We start from the raw sequence: 21,542 nt of genomic DNA, 5'->3' as shown, positions 1-21,542 counted from the left end.
CACACGGCAGCATGAGTTATTCCGGCTTCATCGCGCATCGGCGTCACCGCAACTCACTCCGCTGCAGCCGCCGTCGTCCGCGTCGGCTTGCGCTCGTTCTTGCCTTCCGCGAGGTCGCGCACCACCATGTAGAAGATCGGCGTGAAGATCAGGCCGAATAGCGTGACGCCGAGCATGCCGAAGAAGACGGCGACGCCGACCGCCTGGCGCATCTCCGATCCGGAGCCGGTGGAGATCACCAGCGGTAGCACGCCGAGGATGAAGGCGAACGAGGTCATCAGGATCGGCCGCAGTCGCAACCGGCAAGCCTCGATCACCGCCTCCAGGCGCGGTTTGCCCTCGAGCTCGATGTCCCGCGCGAACTCGACGATCAGGATCGCGTTCTTGGCGGCCAATCCCACCAGCACAATGAAGCCGATCTGTGTGAGGATGTTGACGTCCTGGCCCATGATGCGCACCCCGATAGTGGCGGCAAGCAAGCACATCGGCACGATCAGGATGACGGAAAACGGCAAGCTCCAGCTCCCGTATTGCGCGGCCAGAACCAGATAGACGAACAGCACGCAGATCGGGAACACGAACAATCCGGTGTTGCCGCCGGTGACCTGCTGATAGGACAGGTCGGTCCATTCGAAGGAAAAGCCACTCGGCAGTGTATTCTCGGCGAGCTTCTTCATAACGGCGATCGCCGTCGCCGAACTCGTCCCGGGCAAGCCTTCGCCCTGCAGCTCGGCCGCCGGATAGAGATTGTAGCGGGCGACGCGATCGGGACCCGAGACGTCCTTGAAATCTACGACGCTGCCGAGCATCACCGTGTCGGCATTGGCATTGCGGGTCCGCAACCGCGCAAGATCAGGACGCTCCTTCCGGAACGGCAGGTCGGCCTGCGCGGTGACGTGATAGGTGCGGCCGAACAGGTTGAAGTCGTTGACATAGGTCGAGCCGAAATAGGTCTGGATCGTGTCGGTAATGTTCTGGATGGGAACGCCGAGCTTCTGCGCCCTGACTTGATCGATGTTGACGAAGACCTGCGGCGTGTTCGCGGAGAACGGCGAGAACACAGTAGGGGCGAGGAGCAGCGGCGACTTGCGCGCCGCTGCGACGAGTTCGTCGGTCGCCGCCGCCAGCAGCTTCGGACCACGGCCTTGCCGGTCCTGGATGCGCATGGTGAAGCCGCCGCCGGTGCCGATGCCGGGGATCGGCGGTGGCGGGATCACGATGATGAACGCACCTTCGATGGCCGACAGCCGCTTGCGCAGATCCGCCGTGATCACCTGCGCGTTCAGTCCCTTCTTGAGGCGCACCTCCGGTTCTTCGAACACCGGAAACAACGCCGCCGAGTTGCTCGCCTGTGTGCGGGTCGCTCCAGACAGACCTGCAAAGACCGCAATATGCGAAATTCCAGGCGTATCGAGCGCGATGCTCTCGATCCTGCGAACGATCTCGGTGGTCCGCGCCAGCGATGCCGCGCCTGGCAATTGCGCGGATATGATCACGTAGCCGCGATCCTGTGGCGGAATGTAGCCTTGGGGCGTGGTGACAAGCAGCCAGCCGGCGCTGCCGATCAGGACCATATAGACGAGCAGCATCACCACGCGATGCCGGATCACGAAGCGTGCGACGTCAGCATAAAAATGCGACAGCCAATCAAAGCCGCGGTTGAACAGACTGGTAAACCATTCCCAGCCGCGCGCGATAAAATTCCAGGCAGCCGGTGGCCGCTTCTCCGCGTGCGGAAGGAGGATCTGCGAAGCCAGTGCCGGCGACAGGGTCAGTGAACAGAAGCAGGAGATTGCTGTCGCGACCGCTATGGTGACCGCGAACTGCTGGAAGAACTGCCCGGTAATGCCACCGAGAAACGCGGTCGGCACGAACACAGCGCACAACACCAGCGCGATCGACACCAGCGCACCGCCGACCTCCTCCATCGTCTTCAGCGCGGCATCGCGCCGGCTCAAGCCTTGCGCGAGATGCCGCTCGACATTCTCGACCACGACAATGGCGTCATCGACCACGATGCCAACCGCGAGCACAAGTCCGAACAGCGTGAGATTGTTGATGCCATAGCCGAGGGCTGCCATGGCCGCAAAGGTACCAACCAGCGACACCGGGATCGCCACGATTGGGATGATCGCCGGACGCCAGCCCTGCAGGAACACCAGAACCACGACGACAACCAGTGCCATCGCTTCATAGATCGTCTTGATCAGCTCGCTGATGGACTGCCGGATGAACTCGGTGGGGTTGTAGCCGATATTGTAGTCGAGCCCCTTGGGGAAGCCGACCTTCAGCTTTTCCATCGTGTCCTTGATGCCCTTGGCAGTCGCCAGCGCGTTCGACCCTGGCCGCTGCGTCACCCGCAACGCCACCGCTGACTTGCGGAACAGGAAGCTGTTGGTGGAATAGTCGAGCGCGCCGAGCTCGATCCGCGCCACGTCGCGCAGGCGCACGATGCGGCCGTCCTGGCCCGATTTGACGACGATGTCCTCGAATTGGGACGGATCCTTCAGCCGGCCAACGAAGGTTAGATTCGGCTGGAAGGCGCGGTCGGCAATCGGTGGGCTCGCAAGCTGGCCGCCCGCAATCTGCAGGTTCTGGGCGCGGACCGCCGCAACCACATCGTTCGAAGTCAGGCCGAGATTCGCGATCTTGTCGGGATCGAGCCACAGCCGCATCGAATAATCGCGCGCGCCGAAGATCTGGATGTCGCCGATGCCGTCAAGCCGCAGCAACTGGTCGCGCACCTGCAGCAACGCATAGTTGGAGATGTATAGCTGGTCGAGCGAATCGTCGGGCGACAGCATGAACACGACCATGAGGATGTCGGGCGAGTCCTTCTTGGTGACGACGCCATTGCGCTGCACCTCCTCCGGCAATTGCGGCTGCGCAATTGCTACACGGTTCTGCACCAGCACCTGCGCCTTGTCGAGATCAGTGCCGAGCTTGAAGGTGATGGTGATGGTAAGCTGGCCATTCGAGGTCGCCTGGCTGTACATGTACAGCATGTCCTCGACGCCGTTGATCTGCTGCTCGATGGGAGCGGCGACGGTATCCGAGATGGTCTGCGCGGAGGCGCCCGGATATTGCGCGGTCACTACCACGGTCGGCGGTACCACTTCCGGATATTCTGCGACGGGCAACGTTCTGTAGGCGATCGCTCCCACGATCAGGAGCACGATCGACAGCACCATCGCCAAAATGGGCTGATTGATGGAAAGACGCCCGAGATTCATGACTTCTTGCCGCCGCTCTCGGCCTTCTTCGGTGCGACCTTGGCGCCGACGCGGGCCCGCTGGATGCCGTCGATGATGATGCGATCTTCCGACTTGAGGCCCGTACGGACTACGCGCTGGCCTTCATCCAAAGGCCCGAGCTCGACCGCGCGCGCTTCCACCGTGTCGTCATCCTTCACCACGAATACGATCTTGCGCGACTGGTCGGTCGCGATCGCCGTATCCGGCAACAGCAACGCTTCATAGGGTGAGGAGCCGATCAGCCGCACGCGACCGAATTGTCCGGGCAGAATGGACAGATCGTGGTTGGGGATGATCGCGCGGCTGCGCAGCGTGCCGGTCGACACGTCGAGCCGGTTGTCGAGGAAATCCATCTTGCCCTCATGCGAGGGTTTCGTCTCGCCGGTGAGCGTCACCTGCACGGGGTTGGCCGTGTCGCGCGAGCTCGGCCTCTTGCCCTCGAACCACAGTTTGTTGTTCTTCAGGTGTGTCGCCTCATCGACATCGAAATAGATGTAGATGGGATCCATTGAGACGATGGTGGTCAGCAATGTGGATGCGCCATTGTCACTGCCGCTGACGAGATTGCCGACACTGACGAGATGGCGGCTGACGCGACCGGTGATCGGCGCCACCACATGCGTGAACTCGACATTGAGTTGGGCTGCCTTCAGCGCACCCTCAGCGATGGTCTCAGCGGCGTTCGCAGCCTGCAAGGCCTGGCGGCGCTGGTCGACGACCTGTTCGGAGACAGCGCTGGTCTGGACAAGCTTCAGGCCGCGATCGAGCTCGCGCTTAGCAAGCTCCGTCTTTGCCCGGGCATCGGCAAGCTGGCCATTGGCTTGCTCGGCCACCGCCTCAAACGGCCGCGGGTCGATGATGTAAAGGAGGTCGCCGGCATGAACCATGTCGCCGTCCTTGAACTCGACATTGGTGACGAAGCCGCCGACGCGGGCACGGATCTGAACCTCCTGGATCGCCTCGAAGCGGCCGGTGAACTCGTCCCAGTCGGTGACGCTCCGTTTGACCGGTTGTGCCACCGTCACCGACGGCGGCGGAGGCGCGGCCGCCTGCGATTGCGCCTTCTCGTCGCAGCCAGCGAGCGCGAGCGCGACCAGCAGACCGATCGGTGCGCCGCATCGTGCAAGGCGGCGAAACGAACTGCGATCGAGCCGGGTCGCCGGAGCCGGATACTCCGTTCTGTCAGTCGCACTCACTTCCGTCTCCCGAAGGACCTAGAATGTTGCAATTGACGACTTCAATTGCGTCGTTGCTTTGCATATCGAGCCTCCTGGCTTCTCAATCCGGCATTGTGTTCCGCGTGTCCGTTTCGGCACTGAAAGTTTCGGTACGACGATGCTTTCGAGAGTGACCTTGCAAAGCCGACAAGGGAAATTACCACTCGCCATAGAGTCGATAGACGATCGTAATTGCCGCTTGCCGCGCGGCGTGATACGCGAAGGCCAGTTTTTAAACCTGTCTTGGAAGTCGTCTCGTACACCGCTTTCTTCGTTGTGGCTTTATAGGTCTATGATGGAAGCATTCGTTCGCCTGCAGAACCGCCGAAGGCTTCTTGAGAAGCACTTTGACTATTTGGCTCTGGTTCCAGCAGCGGCGGCGATTTGTTATCCATTTCTGCTCAGTGCTTTTCATGCCATCGTCGGCACGCAGCCCGTAAGCCCGCCGCCGCTCGCGACCGCCAGCGCGACCTTCATCCTGGTCGTTGCGTTCGTCGTGCCGTTTCTTGGGATCGCTCTGGCTTGTCGTCCGACGTCCAATCCCGGTTCAAGACGCCTCGCCTATGCCAGCGTGGTGTCGCCAACGCTTTATGTCTTTCTCGGCGTTGTCCAGACCTTGATCAAAAGCCCTATTCCCGACGAGGTCGTCTGGTGCTCGATTTGGCTCGCAATCGCGATCTGGTCGCAGTCTGCCCGAGATCCGGTCGCTGCAGCTGCGCCTGCAGTCGGGCGTTGGCGGGTGGTCCACGGGGTAACGGCCGCGGTCCTGTCCCTGTATGTGGTGTTTCATCTCACCAATCATCTGTTCGGCTTGATAGGGCCGGATGCGCATGCGGCCGTTATGAAGATCGGACGCGTGGTTTATCGCTCTGCCGTAGGTGAACCGTTGTTGGTGGCGGCCATGCTTTTCCAGATCGGCACCGGCCTCTTTCTGGCATGGCGCTGGAGCGCCGCAGCCCATGACTTCCAGCGGACCTATCAGGTCGCTTCGGGAGCCTATCTCTCAGTGTACATTCTCGGCCACATGAACTCGGTCTTCGTCTACGCGCGAAGCTTTCTCGGCATACCGACAGACTGGAATTTCGCGATTGGAGCCCCGACTGGGCTCATTCATGACGCATGGAATATCCGTCTGCTGCCTCACTACGCGCTCGGCGCCTTCTTCGTCCTGAGCCACCTTGCTTCAGGGCTGAGAGTGGTGCTGATCGCGCACGGTGTAGACGAACGTAATGCCAATCGCCTTTGGAGTGTCTGCGTCGCGATGAGCGCCATCGTCGCGGCCGCGATCATCGCGGGAATGTGCGGCGTCAGGATCGGTGCATTGGCTTCGTGACTTGTGAACGAGATTATCGCGGTCGCATGCGCCGTTCTGCGCAAGGCGCGCGTGGAATCCCCGACCTGGGTGGCCTGCCGACGGCCACGTGGTGATTGAACCTCTCCGATTCGCTGTCATTTGACCTCAAGGCGGTGTTGTACGGCGTCCTCGACGGTTGATCGAAGACGGACGGGGCCGCACGCGTACAGCGCTTTTAGGCAATGATACCCCACGTTTATCGAATGCATGTCCAAACGGAATTTCTAATTTCGCCGGCTGCGTCCGATCCTGAGGTCCACTGGGTCGGCCGAACACGCGGCTGCCTCGACATTGATTGAAGCCATTGTGACGAGCCGCCGTGCCGTGCGCGGACAGCAAAGGAGCGCCTAATGAAATTATCGAGGACTGTCGGCCTGGCTGTCGCCATTTCCCTGGTCACCGGCACCGTGGCGGCGCTCGCTCAGATCAGCGGAGCGGCTCCGGCCGGCCCAACCGCGAACGTGGTGGACGCCTCCGGGCAGCTGCGCGTGCCGGCAGACTACCGAACCGTCTACCAAACGCTGGGGAGCTGGGCGATCGCCGCCGACAGCGGCCAGGGCTCGAAGGAAATGCACACCGTCTACGCATCCCCGGGGGCGATCGACACCTACCGGAAGACGGGACACTTCCCGGACGGCGCCGTTCTGGTGAAAGAGGTCTTCGCGACCTCGACGAACGAGATGACCACCGGCACAGTAAGCCACGCCGACAAGCTCAAGGGCTGGTTCGTCATGGTGAAAGACAGCAAGGGAACGCATCCCGACAACCCGTTGTGGGGCGACGGGTGGGGATGGTCTTGGTTCGACGCGGACAAGCCGCTCAAGACTACCTCTACCGACTACCACACCGATTGCCAGGGGTGCCATGTGCCCGCCAAGGCCACCGACTGGATTTACGTGAGCGGATATCCCGTCCTGCGTCACTAGGCGGCCGCATGCGTAGACGCTCTCCTCTTGCTGCTGTTTCGTGCAGGCCACTGTCGAGTCCGGCAAGCTGGTTTGGCAAGCCGTGAGATGGGAGGTGTCATTGTGATCATTCGCTTCGGTTATCGACCTGTCGGGTCCGACCGAATTTCAGACTACAAACAAGAGTATGGAGTTCGGCGTGTCCTTCTCGGTCTATGACATCACAGTCCCTGTCATGGTGCATGGACTGAACGTAATGGACGACTATCTCGACCACGCCCAAGCACTCGAACGGACCAAGGCGTTTGAGCCTGGGAGGATTCTTGGCGAGCGGCTCGCGCCCAACATGCTCACTTTCGGAGAACAGTTCTCCGTAAGCTGCAACAAGGTCGAGGCGCACATGGCGAAGTTGATGCAGCACGATCCGCCAGCACCCGGTAACACCCCGATGATGTATCCGGCGTTGAAAGAACGGCTCCTTGAGACCCGCGGTTTCCTGCAAAACGTGCAGCCGGACGAGATTTCCGGCGCGCAGTCCCACACATACGAGCTGACGCCGCCTATCGTGCGCGGGTGGTTCGGCGGCGAAGACTACATCCGGCACCTGGTGCTGCCCGACTTCTTCTTCCACATCTCGATTGCGCACGCGATCCTCCGGCATCTTGGAGCGACGATCGGGAAGCGTGACTACCTCGGCAACCTCACTCAGCAAAGCGGTGGTGACTACTCGTGAGAGGCGCGCTTCCATGGCGCGGGGCGAGTGGAATGGAAACCATAACGACCGGACATTTCCAATGGTTGGCGTGCCGGCATAGCTTTTCCGTGCATCTAACCGGGTTGACTTGTGACGGCTGTGCGGAGTGCTTGCCAACATAGGGCGGCGTGATCGTCCTCTTGGGTGGATGCACTCCCCGCGTCGCAAGGACCCGGTCGAGCAACCAACAACGTAGGAGTCACCGATGTCGTTCCGCTTCATCACCAAGTCTATCCACGCCTACCTAATCGATTATCCCGTCGCGATCGTCTTGATCGCAGCGCCGTTCGTGCTGAAGCTCGGCCAGAGCGAACCGGTCGCAATGTGGCTTTCGGTTGTTACCGGCGTCGCGGCGCTACTCTTGGCCGCCCTGACCGACCATCCCACCGGGCTCGTCCGCATCATTCCCTACTGGCTACACCTTTGGGTCGATCGCGCCGTCGGGGTAGTGTTTGTCATCGCCCCGTTTGCCTTCAAATTCTTCGGGCTCGACGCCTCGTACTACTGGGGCCTCGCTGCCGCTGTCCTGCTCACGACATCAGTCTTTAACGCGCCTGAGGAGCCAGTCGCGATGCGTTCGGGATTGGACAGGCGCACAGCGGGTTGAATGCGGCGACGGCGTCGTCGAGGGTCGAGACGTTGCCGATGTTCGTCCGTGAGGACTATGAGCTCGCGCGCCGCGAAGCGCTCGACCTAACCTGAGAGATTAGGTCGTGAGCAGCGCGTCCCTGATCCTGACCGACCGCAGCCTGGCTCTCTCCGAGCCTAAGGCCGTCGGCGCGCAGGGCAGCACGAAGGTGCTCGCCGCGTCGAGCCTGGGCAGCTGCCTCGTGTTCGTCAGCAGCGCCGTCGTCACCGTCGCGCTCGCGACGATTGGCCGAGACATGCGCCTGTCGCCGCTCAACCTGCAGTGGGTGATGAACGCCGAGCTCCTGCCACTCGCGGCCCTGACCTTGGTCGCCGGCGCTCTGGGTGACCGGTTCGGACAGAAGCGGATCTTCCTCGCGGGGATCGCTCTCTATGGCATGGGCGCGACCGCGATTGGTTTCGCGCCGAGTTTCGCGCCGCTCATCGTCGGCCGCTTCCTGCAAGGCTTGGGCGAAGCCGCGATCCTGCCCAACGGCCTTTCCGTGCTCGGGCAGGCCTTTCCCGCCGACAAGAAAGCACGTGCGGTCGGCATCTGGTCCGCCGCCGCGGCCGTCGCCAGCGGCGTCGCGCCCGCGATCGCCGGCGCGATCCTCGATCACGGGTCCTGGCGGACGACCTTTCTGATGCTCCTGCCCGTCGTCGCCGGCGCGCTGGCCGTCGGCGCCGTGTGGATACCCAAGGACTCCCCGACCAGCCACGCCCGGATCGACATCGGTGGCGCGGTCTTTTCGACAGTCGGGCTCGGCGGGCTGGGCGCGGGGCTGACAAGCCTGACCAACGGCTCCGGTCTGAACCTTTGGGTGCTCGTCACCCTGATCGTCGGTCTGGGCGGCTTAGCCTGCCTCATCGTGACCGAACGGCGATTAGGCGCCAACGCCATGCTGCCCCCGTCCCTCTTCGCCTCGCGGTCGGTTGTCGGCGCGAACCTGTTCACTGCGTTCCTCTACGGAGCGTTCACGATCATGCTAACCTTGATCCCGTTCGTGATGATCCGGGGGGCGCACCTGCCGACGCTGGTGGCGGGCCTGGCCTTCATTCCTCTGCAAGTGCTGATCACGGTCGTCTCGCCGCTTGCCGGCATGCTCTGCCGCCGGTTCGGCCGGCGCTTGCCATTGTTCGCCGGCGGCGCCGTTGTTGCCTTGGGATGCGCCATGGCGCTCCGTGTCGATTCGAACGCGACCTATTGGGCGGACGTCTTCCCCAGCATCCTGTTGCTGGCGCTGGGCATGAGCCTGGCGATCGCGCCGCTGACGACCCTCATCCTCACCTCCGTCGAGACCGATCGCGCCGGAACCGCGTCTGGCGTCAACAGCGCGGTCTCGCGCGCCGGGTCGCTCTTCGCCATCGCCTTGCTCGGCGGCGTCCTGCGGCAGGGCGGTCCTCAGCTGTTCTCGGGATTCCATATGGCGATGACTGTCGCCGCGGTCGCCTGCGTTCTCGCCACGCTCGCGGTGTTCATTATCGAGCCGGGGCCCCACGTCGACTTCATCCCGCGAGACTGACCCGTTCGGTGTCCGTAATCAGCAGGCCGGCAAGGCCGGGAGGAAACAATGAAGAACGAAGACCAACCTATAGGCAGAAGGAGAAAGCCCATGAAGATCAGAACCATCATCGCCGCCGCCTGCGCCGCCCTCGCCTTCTCGATGGCCGGCCCCAACTACGCCCATGATAGCGAAGCGCAAACCGTCACGAAGAACTTCGAGGCGGCTATTCCCAATGTCCCCGGCAAGTCGCTGATCGCCGTGGAAGTCGATTACGCGCCCGGCGCGGCCTCCGTGCCCCACACCCACGCAAAGTCGGCTTTCATCTACGCCTATGTGATTTCGGGTGCGATCGAGTCGAAGGTGAATGACGGCGAGACGCGCATCTATCGGGCGGGCGAGAGCTGGTCCGAACCGCCGGGCGCTATCCATTCGACCAGCCGCAACGCGAGCAACACCGAGCCGGCAAAGCTGCTCGCTGTCTTCGTCCTCGATACCTACGACGGCCCTCTGACCACGCCCATCAAATGAACCTTCAGACGCATTGAGATGAACAAGGGCAGTCTTCGCATGCGGCTGGCCTGCGACCTTCCCATCAGTCGCAGGGCCCTCGTGCGCAGGGCCTAAGCCTTGGTGTGCTCTTCTCAGCCAAAGGTCAGGGGAGGATCAACCTCTGTGCAATGGCTTGGCCCATCTCTCGGAGCCTACGCTTGGGCATAACGGCCGATGTGTTTAGCGGCGAGAGAAATAGGAGAGGTTCATCGATGATAACAATGGGTGCAACCGCATTTTCATGTTTTGCTCGAAGGATGACTGAGTTTGCCTCCGACTTCGCCAGTGTCATTCACAACCTGATTATGGACGTGCGCGACAGCTACCGACCCGAGCTGCACTACATGCGTGGCCCCGGCCCGAAATGGCGCGCCAAGCATCAGTCCCGGTTAAGATTCGATTCTGGATCTGTACCGACCAACCCGGCGGCACCAGGTGTCGCCGGTGTACCCAAGCCGTTGTGACGCGGCTCATTCCACCCGATAGCCAGCCAAGGAAAGAGATTCATGCTCGCTCGCCGAGCGACCACCCGAGCTTGGACGTTGCTCAGCGTCGCCACCTGTTGCATCGCATTGCTCGGCCTTGTGGCCATGCCGGGGCGCTCGGCGTACGCCGGCGCCGCCCTCGAGGAACGCCAATTGCCCATGAAGTTCAGCTGGGTCGCTTGCCAGCCGAATTGCCGAGGCTGGATCAGCGCAGTCGGCATCGTCACCGCCGAGACCCCAAGCGATTTCGATGCATTCGCACGCGATTATCGGCTCAATGGCGAAACCGTCGTGCTGGATTCCGGCGGCGGCTCGGTCAACGACGCGATCGCGCTCGGACGGCGGTTCCGGGCGCTCGAAATGTTCACGACCGTCGGGGCGAGCGTGCTTACCCCCAGCGAACATGGCGAGCGCGCCCACGTGTCGCCGGAGGCCTACTGCGAATCCATGTGCGTTTTTCTGCTGCTGTCGGGCAAGTCGCGTTACGTGCCTGAACAAGCGCATGTCCGCGTGCATCAGATCTGGATGGGCGACCGCGCTGACAATGCTCGGGCCGCGAGCTACAGCGCATATGATCTCATGACCGTTGAGCGCGATATCGGACGTCTCGCCAAATACACCTTCGACATGGGCGGCGCGGGTGATTTGTTGTCACTGTCGCTAAACGTTCCGCCGTGGGAAGATTTACATGAACTCTCTCGGGAGGAATTGCGAGTGACCAATCTCATCACTACCGACAAAGTTGCTCAGCTGAGCAGCCCCAACGCAGCGGTGGTCGAGCTGGCACCCAAAGCATGTGAGTCTAAATCGCATCTCCACTCATGTTGATGTCCGCTTTGCGCCAAAACCTGCCGGTGCTTGAAGCTAAGCTTTGAGCCCCCGGCCCTTCTGTACGATCCAGCGCGCTGCGATACTCCATCAGCGAAGACGCAATGGATTTCGGACCTCTGCCGGGATAAGCCAAGCCCACTACTTCGGTCAGAATTCTCAATGCGAAGGAAGCGAGAACAACTCGACCAGACCACGCTAAACTACGCGATGGCAGCAAGCCGCACTACTCCCACTCAATCGTCCCCGGCGGCTTGCTGGTCACGTCGTACACCACCCGGTTCACGCCCTTCACCTCGTTGATGATGCGCGTGGCGGTCTCGCCCAGAAACTTCATGTCGAACTGGTAGAAGTCGGCGGTCATGCCGTCGGTGGAGGTGACGGCGCGCAGGCCCACGACGTAGTCGTAGGTGCGGCCGTCGCCCATGACGCCGACGGTTTTCACGGGTAGCAGCACGGCAAAGGCCTGCCAGATTTCGTCGTAGAGGCCATGCTTGCGGATCTGGTCGATATAGACGGCGTCGGCCTTCCGCAAAATCTCGAGCTTGTCGCGGGTGATGTCGCCGGGGCAGCGGATGGCGAGGCCCGGGCCCGGGAACGGGTGACGGCCGACGAAGATTTCGGGGAGGCCAAGCTCGCGGCCGAGCGCGCGGACCTCGTCCTTGAACAGCTCGCGCAGGGGCTCGACGAGCTTCATGTTCATGCGCTCGGGCAGACCACCGACATTGTGGTGCGACTTGATCGTCACCGAGGGACCGCCGGTGAAGGAGACGCTCTCGATCACATCAGGGTAGAGCGTGCCCTGCGCGAGGAAATCGGCGCCGCCGATCTTCTTGGCCTCGGCGTCGAACACGTCGATGAAGAGACGGCCGATGGTCTTGCGCTTCACCTCGGGATCAGTGACGCCTTCGAGCTCGCCCAAAAACTGTTTTGAGGCGTCCACATGCACGAGCGGAATGTTGTAGTGGCCGCGGAAGAGATCGACCACCGTCTTGGCTTCGTCCAGGCGCAGCAGGCCGTGATCGACGAAGACGCAGGTGAGCTGATCGCCGATGGCCTCGTGGATCAGCACGGCGGCGACGGCTGAATCGACGCCGCCGGAGAGGCCGCAGATCACCCTGCCCTTGCCGACCTGATTGCGGATCTTCTGGATCGCCTCCTCGCGGAAGGCGCGCATGGTCCAGTCGCCGGAAAGGCCCGCGATCTTGCGCACGAAATTGCGGATCAGCTTTGCGCCGTCGGGCGTGTGCACGACCTCGGGGTGGAACATGAGGCCGTAATATTTGCGCGTCTCGTCCTGAATGATCGCGAACGGCGCATTCGGCGAGGTGCCGGCGACCGTGAAGCCGGGCGGCATCTTTGTGATGCGGTCGCCATGGCTCATCCAGACCTGGTTTTTGCCGCCGGGCGACCAGACGTCCTCGAACAGCTTGCTCGGGGCTTTCACCTCGACGTCGGCGCGGCCGAATTCGCGATGATGCCCGCCCTCGACGGTGCCGCCGAGCTGGGCCGCCATGGTCATCTGGCCGTAGCAGATGCCCATCACGGGCACGCGGGAATCGAAGATCAGTTGCGGGGCGCGCGGCGAGCCTTCCTCATGCACGGATTCCGGTCCGCCTGAGAGGATCACCGCTTTCGGCTTCATCTCCAGAAAGGCCTGTTCGGCCTTGTTGAACGGGACGATCTCGCAATAGACGCCGTCCTCGCGCACGCGACGCGCAATGAGCTGCGTCACCTGGCTGCCGAAGTCGACGATGAGAATCTTGTCGTGCGCCGAGGCCACATGGGGCGACGACGACTCGCGGGCGTTCTGTGCTGCTGTCATGGCAAGCAGATACGCGACCACGCCCCCTGCCGCAACCGCGCGGGCCGGCGCGCCCACATTCTTCTTTGGGCATGGACAGACGCCATTTATGTCAGTAATATTGACCTAATTTGGCCCGCTGCAGAATATGCCGAGATTGGGAGGATGCCATGCCAATTCACCACCAGCCGTCCGCCATGGAAGCTTTGGGCCGGACCTGGATCAACACCTGGAATTCGCGCGACCTCGAGCGCGTGCTGGCGCTCTATGACGACATCGCCGAGATGACGTCTGACAGGGTCCAGGCGCTCGGACTGGCCGAGAGCGGAACCCTGCGCGGCAAGGAGAGCTTGCGGATATATTGGGGCAAGGCGCTGGCGCTGCTTCCCAACCTGCATTTCGAGCTGATCGACCTGTTCGTCAGCCCCGACAGCGTCGTCGTGTTCTACCAGAACGAGCGCGGCAAGAAGATCTGCGAGTATCTGCGGGTGAACACGGATGCGAAGATCGTGCAGGGCTCGGCGAATCATTTGGTGCATTAGGTTGCCAAGCACACCGCTGTCATTCCCCGCGAAGGCGGGGAATCCAGTACGCCGCGGCTTCTCCGTATAGCGTCACCGCCTCTGGAATACTGGATCGCCCGATTGAATCGGGCGATGACAGCGAGAGTGAGGCGCATGCGTGCCACAAGCTCGTCAGTGCGAGCGTAGCGAACGAACAGGATCACCCATGAAACTCCCCACCTCGCCCTTCACCGTCACCGACTGGAGCAAGATTGCGGCTACCACGCATCCCGGCGAGACCGGGCACGCGCTGTGGCGCACGCTCGACATCGGCGAGCTCAGGGTGCGGATGGTGGAGTATTCGCCGGGCTATCTCGCCGATCACTGGTGCGATCGCGGCCATGTGCTCTACGTGCTCAAGGGCGAGCTCGACACCGAGCTGCGCGACGGGCGCAAATTCAAGCTCACGCCGGGCATGAGCTACCAGGTCTCGGATTTTGGCGACGCCGCGCACCGCTCATCGACGGCTGTGGGCGCGACGCTGTTCATCGTCGACTGAGGGAACCCGCCAATATGCCGCCGAAGTGGCCGATTTGCAGCGCGGACTAGAATACCGACCCCACTTCACGGCGCGCGTGTGGTGGTGCCTTGAACTGGCCCCAATAAATCTGTATGTTCACATTCTCGATACTTGGCCGAACGACTGGGCCGCTTCGCCTCGTTTTTTATGACGGGCGCGCACGATTCAGATTCCCCAAAATCGATCAATCGGGACGATGGGCGCAAAGCATTTGCGTACCGGTCCCAGCGCGTAGACCGTTAATCAAAGGAACCTCCCCCATGGCTATGGGTACTGTGAAGTGGTTTAACAACCAAAAGGGCTTTGGCTTCATTCAGCCGGACGACGGCACCAAGGACGTCTTCGTTCACATCAGCGCGGTGGAACGCGCCGGTCTGAGCACCCTCAACGAGGGCCAGAAGATCTCCTTCGACATCGTCGCGGACCGCCGCAGCGGCAAGTCCTCCGCCGACAACCTCCGCGCCGGCTAGTCCTGCGCGACCCAATCGCGCTTTGACCACGGACGTACTGGCAAAGCGTAAGGTTACGAGCCCCGCCCCCGGGATTCCGGCGGCGGGGCTTTCGTTTGCTCCCTTGTCATTCCACATTGCGCAAGCGCGCAATGGGGGCGCCCGTAGGGCGAACCCGGAATCCATTCCTCAGCGATCTCTGCGGCCCAATAGATTCCGGGTTCTCGCTACGCGAGCCCCGGAATGACAGCAAATAATCAACCGGCCTTCCTCAGCACCGCGACGAAAAACCCGTCGGTGCCGGTTCGCCTCGGCGTCATCAGCCAGCCGTGCTCCGATTGCAGCGCGGCCTCGGCAAACGCCTCCGCCTTGTCCCAGAGCACGCCTGCGGTCTGCTCCGGCGGCACGACCGAAAATTCGGGATGGCGCGCGGTGAAGGCTTTGACCTGTTCGTCGTTCTCGTCCGTCAGCACTGAGCAGGTGATGTAGGCGATCCGCCCACCCGGCTTCACCAACGGCACGGCGCGCTCCAGCACCTCGGCCTGGTCCTTGAGGCGAATCTCGAGCGCGCCGGGGCGCATGCGCCATTTGGCGTCGGGGTTGCGGCGCCAGGTGCCGGTGCCCGTGCAGGGCGCATCGATCACGACCAAGTCGGCTGTGCTGCGAATATCGGCCAGCGGATCGGCGTCGCCCTTGGGTGTGCGGACATCGGCATTGTGCACGCCAGCGCGCGACAGGCGTTCGTGAATGGGAGCAAGTTGCCGCTTGTCGCTGTCGGTCGCGATCAGCCTGCCCTTGCCCTGCATCAAGGCCGCCAGCGCCAGCGTCTTGCCGCCGGCGCCGGCGCAGAGATCGATCACCTGCTCGCCGGGCTTTGCCGCGGTGAAGAGCGCGGCGAGCTGCGAGCCTTCATCCTGCACCTCGATGCCGCCCTTGATGAAATCCTCCTCCGACTGGATGCCGGGATTGCGCGCATCAGCGCCGAGCTCGATGCGCAGGCCGGCCGGCGACCACGGCGTCGGCTTTGCGCCGAGATGCGCAAGCGAGCGCTGTGCCTTGTCGCGGTTGGATTTCAGCGTGTTGACGCGCAGGTCGAGCGGCGCGCGGCTTGCCATCGCGGTCGCCTCCGCCGCGCGATCCTCGCCGAAGACTTTTGCGAGATAGGGATCGAGCCAGTCCGGATAGTCGCCGGCAACCGCGGCCGGCGCACCCTTCAGCGAGCGCGTGGCGAGCGCGCTACTCTCCGCCTCGGTCAGCGGCGACGGCGCATAGCGGCTGCCGTCGAACATCGCGGACATGGTCGCGACATCCATGCCGCGTTCGAGACGCAGCATGCCGATCAGCCGCGCGCGGGCGCTGTCGGCGTCCATCAAATACGCGCTCGAGGCGTAGCGGCGCAGCACGTCCCAGACGAGCCCCGCGATCGCCGCGCGATCGCCGGAGCCCGCAAAACGATGCGCGGTGCCCCATTCCTTCAGCGCCTTGGCCGCAGGCACGCGCTGGGTTTCGATGGTGTCGAGGAGTTCGATGGCCGCGGACAGCCGGGCAGCAGGGGTCATGAGTTTCTTTCAGTGTTGCGCATGATCTCTTCGGGGAATCATGCGTTCAGATCAGCAGCAGCATTTTCAGCGCGAAGTAGATCCACATCACGAGCAGCACGAGGCCGCCCGCGATCCACACCGTGGAGCGCCGGCCAAAATCGTTTGACGTGACGAACACGCCGGCATGGACCAGCCGCGTCACCACGAACACCCAGGACATCAGCACGATGAAGAGATCGGCATGGCGCAGCGGCAAGGCAATCGCGATCAGCGCGTAAAACAACACCGGCAGCTCGAACTGGTTGCGGTAGCAATTGCCGATCTGGGTGGCGCGCGGAGGCCAACTCGGCTCGCCCAGCGCAATGTCGCGAATTTTTGTCTCGCCTGACACCAGCGTTGCCCGGCGCGCCCCGACCACGGCGACGAGCAGCGCCAAAGTGAGCGCGACCTGCACGAAGACCGGCAGCAAAACCATTTGAACCGACATCAGATTTTCCTGGGATTTTCCCGTTCGCGACGCGAATTGAGGGGCTCATTAGCCCCCGCCCTTAGCTCTGGCAATCAAGCACTTGAACCGCTTTTCGCGGTGAGGCGACTAACCGCCAGTAGTTAAAGCGATTTCGGCCCTTCGGGGTCCAACGGCGAGACGGCGCCATGACGATTTTCGCAACCTTAGGCAGCTTTTTCAGCGAATCCCCGGACGGTGGGCTCGGAATTTTGATGTCGGCGCTATCAGGCATCGCCGCGGCGCTCGCGGTCGCGATCACCCTCACCGTCTACTTCCGCACCGGTTACCGGACCGGGCGCGACCTCCTCAAGCACGGCTTGGCGACGCTTGCCGCGCTCGGCCTGTTCACCTTTGCGGCCTACGACATGCGCCACGCCGCGCTCGCCTATCTCGGCCTCAATCCGTCGAAGCCCGCGGTCGAATTCGAGATCCGCATGCCCCGGGAGATCCTGACGACGGCCTCCGAGAGCCAGATCGAGCTGCATACCGACCGCAACCAGAAGCTCGCCCAGGTCGAGGGCACGCGGGAACTCGGCGACGGCCGCTCGGTGCTGCGGGGCGCCGTCACGATCGACCATCGCACCGCCGACCGGCTGCTGGTCGTCAGCCTGCCCGGCAAGGGCACGTTCGAATTCAAGCTGCGCCTGCCGGCCGAGCCGCACCGCTCCGAGCAGTTCAGCCCCTGGCACCTCGCCGACCGCGTCGCCTCCCCGGTTGCAGGCCCCGTGGCGCCGCAGGACGCCTTCACGATCCGCTATCGGGTGCTTTAACGGATGGCTCGTTCGGGGTTTCGCGTCAGCATCGGCCTCGTCCTCGCCGTGCCACTCTGCCTCGTGCAGGGGATGGTGGCGAATGCAGCGCCCGCCGACATCGCCGCATGTGACGGGCTCGCCGCGCATCCCACCGATCCGGACAAGCCCGCCGAGGTCAACGGCGTCACCGTGATCGCCGGCTCCGATATTCCAGCCGCGGTCAAGGCGTGCAAGGCGGCCACTGCCGCGACCGATGCGCCGCGCCGCATCTGGATGGAGCTCGGCCGCGCCTACGAGTTCGGCGGCCAACCGACTGAAGCGGCCAATGCGTATCGCAAGGCAGCCAAAGCCGGCAACACAACTGCGATGGCCGGGCTCGGCGTGCTCTTGATCAAAGGCGACGGCGTGAGAAAGAACGTCGAGGAGGCACGGACGCTGATCGAGACGGCTGCCAAGGCCGGCGATGTCGAGGGCATGATCAATCTCGCCGCGATCTATGGTGCCGGTGTCGGCGTGAAGACCGATGTTGCGATGGCGCGCAACTGGTACGCCAAAGCGGCGGCGGCCAATTCCAGCGAGGCGATGTTCCAGCTTGGATTGATGACCGAGGATGGCGACGGTGGGCCGAAGGACGACGTCGCCGCCAAGGCGCTGTTCGAGAAAGCCGCCGCGCTCGACCATGCGGACGCACTGGAGCGCCTCGGCGCCTATGCCGAAGCCGGGCGCGCCGGCGAGAAGGACCCCAAGGCCGCGATCGCCTACTACAAGCGCGCCGCCGCGCTCGGCAGCGAGGATGCGGCGAAGGCGCTGGAACGCCTGCGCTGTCCGTTCGGTCTCAAAGACCGCGCCGGCAAATCCGTCGGACGGATTTGCTCTGACGGCGGATAGGCCTTCCTGAACGAGCAACAGGCGGCGCGTGCTTTAAACTTTGTTCGATCGCGGATTTTGCGCGCGTGTCATCGTTCCGACGTTTCGCCGGTCGATACTCGCCCCATGTCCGAATTTCGCCTCACGCAGATTTCTGACACCCATCTCGGCCGGCGCTTTCCGGGCCTGATCGCAAACTTCCAGCGCGTCTGTGAGCACATCGATGCGAACAGACCCGATCTCGTGATCAACACCGGCGACGTGTCGTTCGACGGGCCGACCAGCCGCGCCGACGTCGAATTCGCAAAAGGGCTGCACGACGCCCTGCCCTTTCCCTGCCGCTACATTCCCGGCAATCACGACATCGGCGACAATCCGACCGCGATCGGCCCGGCGCCGAAGCCGCCGGTCGAGGAAGCGCACCGCCGGCAATTCTGCGAAATCATCGGCGAAGACCATTGGTCGTTCGAGGCGGCCGGCTGGCGCTTCATCGGCCTCAACACACTGGTGATGAACTCGGGCCTCGCCTTCGAGGCCGAACAGTTCGACTGGCTCGCATCCGAACTGTCGCGCGCCAACGGCAGACCGGTCGCGCTGTTCGTGCACAAGCCGCTGTTCCTGAATCAGCCCGACGATGCCGAGACGGTGGACACCTCCATCCGCTACGTGCCGCAGCCGGCGCGGCAGCGCCTGATCGAGATGTTTTCGCGCGTCGATCTGCGCCTCGTCGCGAGCGGCCACGTCCATCAGCGGCGCGATTTCACCTTCGGCCACACGCGCCACGTCTGGGCGCCGTCAACGGGTTTCGTTATCAACGATCAGCGCCAGGTGCGCATCGGCATCAAGGAAACCGGGCTCGTCGAGTACCGCTTCCAGCCCGACAGTTTTGAGGTCCGGCATGTCAAGGCAGCCGGTCAGGTCGATATCGACATTGAAGAGCTGTTCGCGCAGATGGCAGCGGCCGACTAGCCTAGTCGGCGGGCACTCGCCCCTACAATCATACTACCACACATGCTGATTGCGCTGATTTTGCTTCAAAACTGCTAATGACAACGTTGTCATTACGTCATATCGTCGCTGCCGGCGATTAAACGCCGCACGACGGAGTGACGATGCTGTCGATTTCACCGTGGGACGCCCGACCTCTTTCTGCGACCACCAGAGGAATTCCTCTGGTCGACGGCATTCCCTCCGAGGAGATTGGCAGCCGGGGCTGGCGTCCCTCGCGCGGCGACCTCGCGCTCCCCGCTCTCGCGCTTGATGAAGCCGCCTTCGCCGGCAATCGCGACCTGTTCCTGCGCTGGTGCGAGGGCGCAGGCGTCAATGTGGCGCCCCACGCCAAGACACCAATGTCGCCCGCGCTGGCCCGCGCGCTGCGTGAGGCCGGCGCCTGGGGGACGACGGTCGCCAACATCCAACAGGCAGCCGTGCTGCTCGCCAACGAGATCGGCGGGCTCGCCGCCGGGCGTCGGCTCGGCGCGCTGCTGAGCGCCTATCCCGAGGTCGAGTTTCATGCCTTCGCGGACTCGCCGGCCGCGGTGGCCGCACTCGCGGAGGCCGCGCGGCACGCAGACCGCACTGAGCTGTCGGTGCTGGTCGAGCTCGGCACAGGCCGCGCCGGCGCACGCGATCGCGCCGCGGTCGAAGCGGTCATCGCCGCGGTGCTTGCCGCTGACGGGCTCGTGCTCGGCGGCGTCGCGACCTACGAAGGCGCAGCCGCCACACCGGATCGCGATGAGACGACACACGCCATCGCGACGCTGATGGAGCGCACCGCCGACGCGTTCGCGCTGGTTCGACGCGCGGCCCCTCACCATCAGTTGCTGCTGAGCGCCGGGGGCTCGGCCTATTTCGACGTCGTGGCAAAAGCGCTGGCACCCGTCGCGAAGACCGACGGCAACGCGAAGGTGATCCTGCGCTCCGGCGCGCTGTTCTTCGCCGACCACGGCATCTATGCCCGCGCTTTTGCGGAGATGGACCGGCGCGGCGGCCTCGTTATCGACGGCGTACGACGTTCGGCGGCAGACGGTTTTCGTCCCGCGCTGACGCTCTGGGCCGAGGTCCTATCCCGTCCGGAGCCAACACTTGCGATCTGCGGCTTCGGCATGCGCGATGCCTCCTTCGACCAAGGCCTCCCCGTTCCACTACGCCTCTGGCGCGACGGGATCGAACAGCAAGGCCTCGCGCACAAGCTCGCGGTCACCCGCCTCAACGACCAGCACGCCTTCATCCAGGTGCCCGCGGACTCTACGCTTGCGGTCGGCGACGTCATCGCCTTCGGCATCTCGCATCCCTGCACCTGTCTCGACCGCTGGCGCGTGATCTACGGTCTCGACGCCGACGGCGCCGTGACGCGCGCGCTCGACACCCAGTTCGGCTGAGAGCGCGCGATGAATTTCCTGCCGCTCTGGCGTTATCAGAACCAGTTGATCGACGGTGCCTTCGTCACGCTCGAATTGACCGTGGTTGCGGCGCTGTTCGGAATCCTGATCGGCATTGCCGGCGCGGTCGCCCTGAAGGGCCGCATCGCGGCGCTGCGCTGGCTGGTGCGCGGTTACATCGAGCTGTTCCGCAACACGCCGTCGCTGATCCAGATCTTCATCGTCTTCTTCGTGCTCCCGACCTTCGGCCTCAAGCTCCCGGCCTTCGAAGCAGCTTGCGTGGCGCTGTCGCTCTATTTCGGCGCCTATTCGGTCGAGATCATCCGGTCGGGGCTGGATTCCATTCCACGGAGCCAGGTCGAGGCCGGCCAATGCCTTGGCCTCTCCGGCTGGCAGGTGTTTCGTCACATCGTGCTGCCGCCTGCGCTACGCAATGCCTATCCGGCCGTCACCAGCCAGTTCGTGCTGCTGCTGCTCGGCACCTCGCTCGCATCGCAGGTCGCCGCCGACGAGCTGTTTCACGTCGCCGGCTTCATCGAGAGCCGCACCTACCGCAGTTTTGAGGTCTATGCGGTGATCTGCGCCGTCTATTTCGCGATGGCGATGTCGTTCAAGGCGCTGTTCGCGCTGGTCGGCGCGGCGGCCTTCCGCTGGCCGCGGCGGCGTTGAGGGCGAGGCG

At 63.3% G+C, this 21,542-nt stretch carries 21 protein-coding genes; 16 read left to right on the top strand and 5 right to left on the bottom strand.

The window, feature by feature from the left end; genetic code table 11:
* Positions 1-53: 53 nt before the first annotated feature.
* A complete protein-coding gene (locus tag KUF59_RS20115) occupies positions 54-3,233 on the bottom strand; it encodes an efflux RND transporter permease subunit (protein WP_212462620.1) in 3,180 nt (1,059 codons plus the stop codon).
* Positions 3,230-4,450 (bottom strand): efflux RND transporter periplasmic adaptor subunit, encoded by a 1,221-nt coding sequence (locus KUF59_RS20110; protein ID WP_475647876.1) that lies wholly within the window; start codon positions 4,448-4,450, stop codon positions 3,230-3,232. Before KUF59_RS20110 ends, KUF59_RS20115 begins: the two co-directional genes overlap by 4 nt.
* A gap of 313 nt (positions 4,451-4,763) precedes the next feature.
* On the opposite strand from KUF59_RS20110, the gene KUF59_RS20105 reads away from it, so the two are divergent.
* The 8 genes from KUF59_RS20105 (at position 4,764) to KUF59_RS20070 (ending at position 11,478) form a co-directional block, all read left to right on the top strand.
* On the top strand, positions 4,764-5,804 hold the full coding sequence (locus KUF59_RS20105; RefSeq protein WP_249141079.1) for a hypothetical protein: 1,041 nt from the start codon (positions 4,764-4,766) through the stop codon (positions 5,802-5,804).
* 371 nt (positions 5,805-6,175) lie between these two features.
* Positions 6,176-6,751, top strand: coding sequence for a cytochrome P460 family protein (locus KUF59_RS20100; protein ID WP_212462619.1), 576 nt, complete (start codon positions 6,176-6,178; stop codon positions 6,749-6,751).
* A gap of 178 nt (positions 6,752-6,929) precedes the next feature.
* Positions 6,930-7,463 (top strand): DUF1993 domain-containing protein, encoded by a 534-nt coding sequence (locus KUF59_RS20095; RefSeq protein ID WP_212462618.1) that lies wholly within the window; start codon positions 6,930-6,932, stop codon positions 7,461-7,463.
* 226 nt (positions 7,464-7,689) lie between these two features.
* Positions 7,690-8,091, top strand: coding sequence for an SPW repeat domain-containing protein (locus KUF59_RS20090; RefSeq protein WP_212462617.1), 402 nt, complete (start codon positions 7,690-7,692; stop codon positions 8,089-8,091).
* A 106-nt stretch (positions 8,092-8,197) separates the two neighbouring features.
* The gene (locus tag KUF59_RS20085; protein ID WP_212462616.1) at positions 8,198-9,634 is read left to right on the top strand and encodes an MFS transporter; all 1,437 of its coding nucleotides are present in this window, start codon (positions 8,198-8,200) and stop codon (positions 9,632-9,634) included.
* A gap of 90 nt (positions 9,635-9,724) precedes the next feature.
* Positions 9,725-10,144 (top strand): cupin domain-containing protein, encoded by a 420-nt coding sequence (locus tag KUF59_RS20080; protein ID WP_212462615.1) that lies wholly within the window; start codon positions 9,725-9,727, stop codon positions 10,142-10,144.
* 278 nt (positions 10,145-10,422) lie between these two features.
* Complete coding sequence (locus KUF59_RS20075; protein ID WP_258769883.1) at positions 10,423-10,629, top strand: hypothetical protein; 207 nt, start codon at positions 10,423-10,425, stop codon at positions 10,627-10,629.
* A gap of 42 nt (positions 10,630-10,671) precedes the next feature.
* The gene (locus KUF59_RS20070; RefSeq protein WP_249141076.1) at positions 10,672-11,478 is read left to right on the top strand and encodes a COG3904 family protein; all 807 of its coding nucleotides are present in this window, start codon (positions 10,672-10,674) and stop codon (positions 11,476-11,478) included.
* A 226-nt stretch (positions 11,479-11,704) separates the two neighbouring features.
* Here the strand turns inward: KUF59_RS20070 and guaA are convergent, their stop codons facing one another.
* Positions 11,705-13,303, bottom strand: a complete 1,599-nt coding sequence (gene guaA / locus KUF59_RS20065; RefSeq protein WP_212462633.1) for a glutamine-hydrolyzing GMP synthase — start codon at positions 13,301-13,303, stop codon at positions 11,705-11,707.
* A gap of 149 nt (positions 13,304-13,452) precedes the next feature.
* Between guaA and KUF59_RS20060 the strand changes: the two genes are divergently transcribed.
* The 3 genes from KUF59_RS20060 to KUF59_RS20050 all read left to right on the top strand — a co-directional run bounded on the left by KUF59_RS20060 (position 13,453) and on the right by KUF59_RS20050 (position 14,835).
* Positions 13,453-13,824: a nuclear transport factor 2 family protein gene (locus KUF59_RS20060; RefSeq protein WP_212462614.1), complete on the top strand. Its 372-nt coding sequence runs from the start codon at positions 13,453-13,455 to the stop codon at positions 13,822-13,824.
* A gap of 187 nt (positions 13,825-14,011) precedes the next feature.
* Positions 14,012-14,344: a DHCW motif cupin fold protein gene (locus tag KUF59_RS20055; RefSeq protein ID WP_212462613.1), complete on the top strand. Its 333-nt coding sequence runs from the start codon at positions 14,012-14,014 to the stop codon at positions 14,342-14,344.
* A gap of 281 nt (positions 14,345-14,625) precedes the next feature.
* On the top strand, positions 14,626-14,835 hold the full coding sequence (locus tag KUF59_RS20050; protein ID WP_212462612.1) for a cold-shock protein: 210 nt from the start codon (positions 14,626-14,628) through the stop codon (positions 14,833-14,835).
* Between the two features lie 236 nt (positions 14,836-15,071).
* Here the strand turns inward: KUF59_RS20050 and KUF59_RS20045 are convergent, their stop codons facing one another.
* The gene (locus tag KUF59_RS20045; protein WP_212462611.1) at positions 15,072-16,373 is read right to left on the bottom strand and encodes an RsmB/NOP family class I SAM-dependent RNA methyltransferase; all 1,302 of its coding nucleotides are present in this window, start codon (positions 16,371-16,373) and stop codon (positions 15,072-15,074) included.
* A gap of 46 nt (positions 16,374-16,419) precedes the next feature.
* Positions 16,420-16,842 (bottom strand): MAPEG family protein, encoded by a 423-nt coding sequence (locus tag KUF59_RS20040; RefSeq protein WP_212462610.1) that lies wholly within the window; start codon positions 16,840-16,842, stop codon positions 16,420-16,422.
* Positions 16,843-17,009: 167 nt separating this feature from the next.
* On the opposite strand from KUF59_RS20040, the gene KUF59_RS20035 reads away from it, so the two are divergent.
* The 5 genes from KUF59_RS20035 to KUF59_RS20015 all read left to right on the top strand — a co-directional run bounded on the left by KUF59_RS20035 (position 17,010) and on the right by KUF59_RS20015 (position 21,532).
* On the top strand, positions 17,010-17,633 hold the full coding sequence (locus KUF59_RS20035) for an acriflavin resistance protein (protein WP_212462609.1): 624 nt from the start codon (positions 17,010-17,012) through the stop codon (positions 17,631-17,633).
* Between the two features lie 3 nt (positions 17,634-17,636).
* Complete coding sequence (locus tag KUF59_RS20030; RefSeq protein ID WP_212462608.1) at positions 17,637-18,503, top strand: tetratricopeptide repeat protein; 867 nt, start codon at positions 17,637-17,639, stop codon at positions 18,501-18,503.
* Between the two features lie 105 nt (positions 18,504-18,608).
* Complete coding sequence (locus KUF59_RS20025) at positions 18,609-19,451, top strand: metallophosphoesterase family protein (protein WP_212462607.1); 843 nt, start codon at positions 18,609-18,611, stop codon at positions 19,449-19,451.
* A gap of 143 nt (positions 19,452-19,594) precedes the next feature.
* Positions 19,595-20,863 carry an alanine racemase gene (locus KUF59_RS20020; RefSeq protein WP_212462606.1) on the top strand — a complete coding sequence of 423 codons (1,269 nt, stop codon included), beginning with the start codon at positions 19,595-19,597 and terminating at the stop codon, positions 20,861-20,863.
* Between the two features lie 9 nt (positions 20,864-20,872).
* Entirely contained in the window at positions 20,873-21,532 is a 660-nt protein-coding gene (locus KUF59_RS20015) for an amino acid ABC transporter permease (protein ID WP_212462605.1), read from the top strand.
* The last annotated feature ends 10 nt before the right edge of the window (positions 21,533-21,542 follow it).

This window comes from Bradyrhizobium arachidis (assembly GCF_024758505.1).
Classification (GTDB): Bacteria; Pseudomonadota; Alphaproteobacteria; order Rhizobiales; family Xanthobacteraceae; genus Bradyrhizobium; species Bradyrhizobium manausense_C.
This window is presented reverse-complemented; position numbering and strand designations above follow the sequence as displayed.

Excerpts from the sequence above, each read along its gene's own strand:
- KUF59_RS20060 (WP_212462614.1), top strand. The coding sequence starts at position 13,453 with ATGCCAATTCACCACCAGCCGTCCGCCATGGAAGCTTTGGGCCGGACC.
- KUF59_RS20080 (WP_212462615.1), top strand. The coding sequence starts at position 9,725 with ATGAAGATCAGAACCATCATCGCCGCCGCCTGCGCCGCCCTCGCCTTC.
- KUF59_RS20030 (WP_212462608.1), top strand. The coding sequence starts at position 17,637 with ATGGCTCGTTCGGGGTTTCGCGTCAGCATCGGCCTCGTCCTCGCCGTG.
- KUF59_RS20055 (WP_212462613.1), top strand. The coding sequence starts at position 14,012 with ATGAAACTCCCCACCTCGCCCTTCACCGTCACCGACTGGAGCAAGATT.
- KUF59_RS20045 (WP_212462611.1), bottom strand. The coding sequence starts at position 16,373 with ATGACCCCTGCTGCCCGGCTGTCCGCGGCCATCGAACTCCTCGACACC.
- KUF59_RS20015 (WP_212462605.1), top strand. The coding sequence starts at position 20,873 with ATGAATTTCCTGCCGCTCTGGCGTTATCAGAACCAGTTGATCGACGGT.
- KUF59_RS20105 (WP_249141079.1), top strand. The coding sequence starts at position 4,764 with ATGATGGAAGCATTCGTTCGCCTGCAGAACCGCCGAAGGCTTCTTGAG.
- KUF59_RS20090 (WP_212462617.1), top strand. The coding sequence starts at position 7,690 with ATGTCGTTCCGCTTCATCACCAAGTCTATCCACGCCTACCTAATCGAT.
- KUF59_RS20020 (WP_212462606.1), top strand. The coding sequence starts at position 19,595 with ATGCTGTCGATTTCACCGTGGGACGCCCGACCTCTTTCTGCGACCACC.
- KUF59_RS20035 (WP_212462609.1), top strand. The coding sequence starts at position 17,010 with ATGACGATTTTCGCAACCTTAGGCAGCTTTTTCAGCGAATCCCCGGAC.
- KUF59_RS20050 (WP_212462612.1), top strand. The coding sequence starts at position 14,626 with ATGGCTATGGGTACTGTGAAGTGGTTTAACAACCAAAAGGGCTTTGGC.
- KUF59_RS20100 (WP_212462619.1), top strand. The coding sequence starts at position 6,176 with ATGAAATTATCGAGGACTGTCGGCCTGGCTGTCGCCATTTCCCTGGTC.
- guaA (WP_212462633.1), bottom strand. The coding sequence starts at position 13,303 with ATGACAGCAGCACAGAACGCCCGCGAGTCGTCGTCGCCCCATGTGGCC.
- KUF59_RS20115 (WP_212462620.1), bottom strand. The coding sequence starts at position 3,233 with ATGAATCTCGGGCGTCTTTCCATCAATCAGCCCATTTTGGCGATGGTG.
- KUF59_RS20070 (WP_249141076.1), top strand. The coding sequence starts at position 10,672 with ATGCTCGCTCGCCGAGCGACCACCCGAGCTTGGACGTTGCTCAGCGTC.
- KUF59_RS20075 (WP_258769883.1), top strand. The coding sequence starts at position 10,423 with ATGACTGAGTTTGCCTCCGACTTCGCCAGTGTCATTCACAACCTGATT.
- KUF59_RS20040 (WP_212462610.1), bottom strand. The coding sequence starts at position 16,842 with ATGTCGGTTCAAATGGTTTTGCTGCCGGTCTTCGTGCAGGTCGCGCTC.
- KUF59_RS20025 (WP_212462607.1), top strand. The coding sequence starts at position 18,609 with ATGTCCGAATTTCGCCTCACGCAGATTTCTGACACCCATCTCGGCCGG.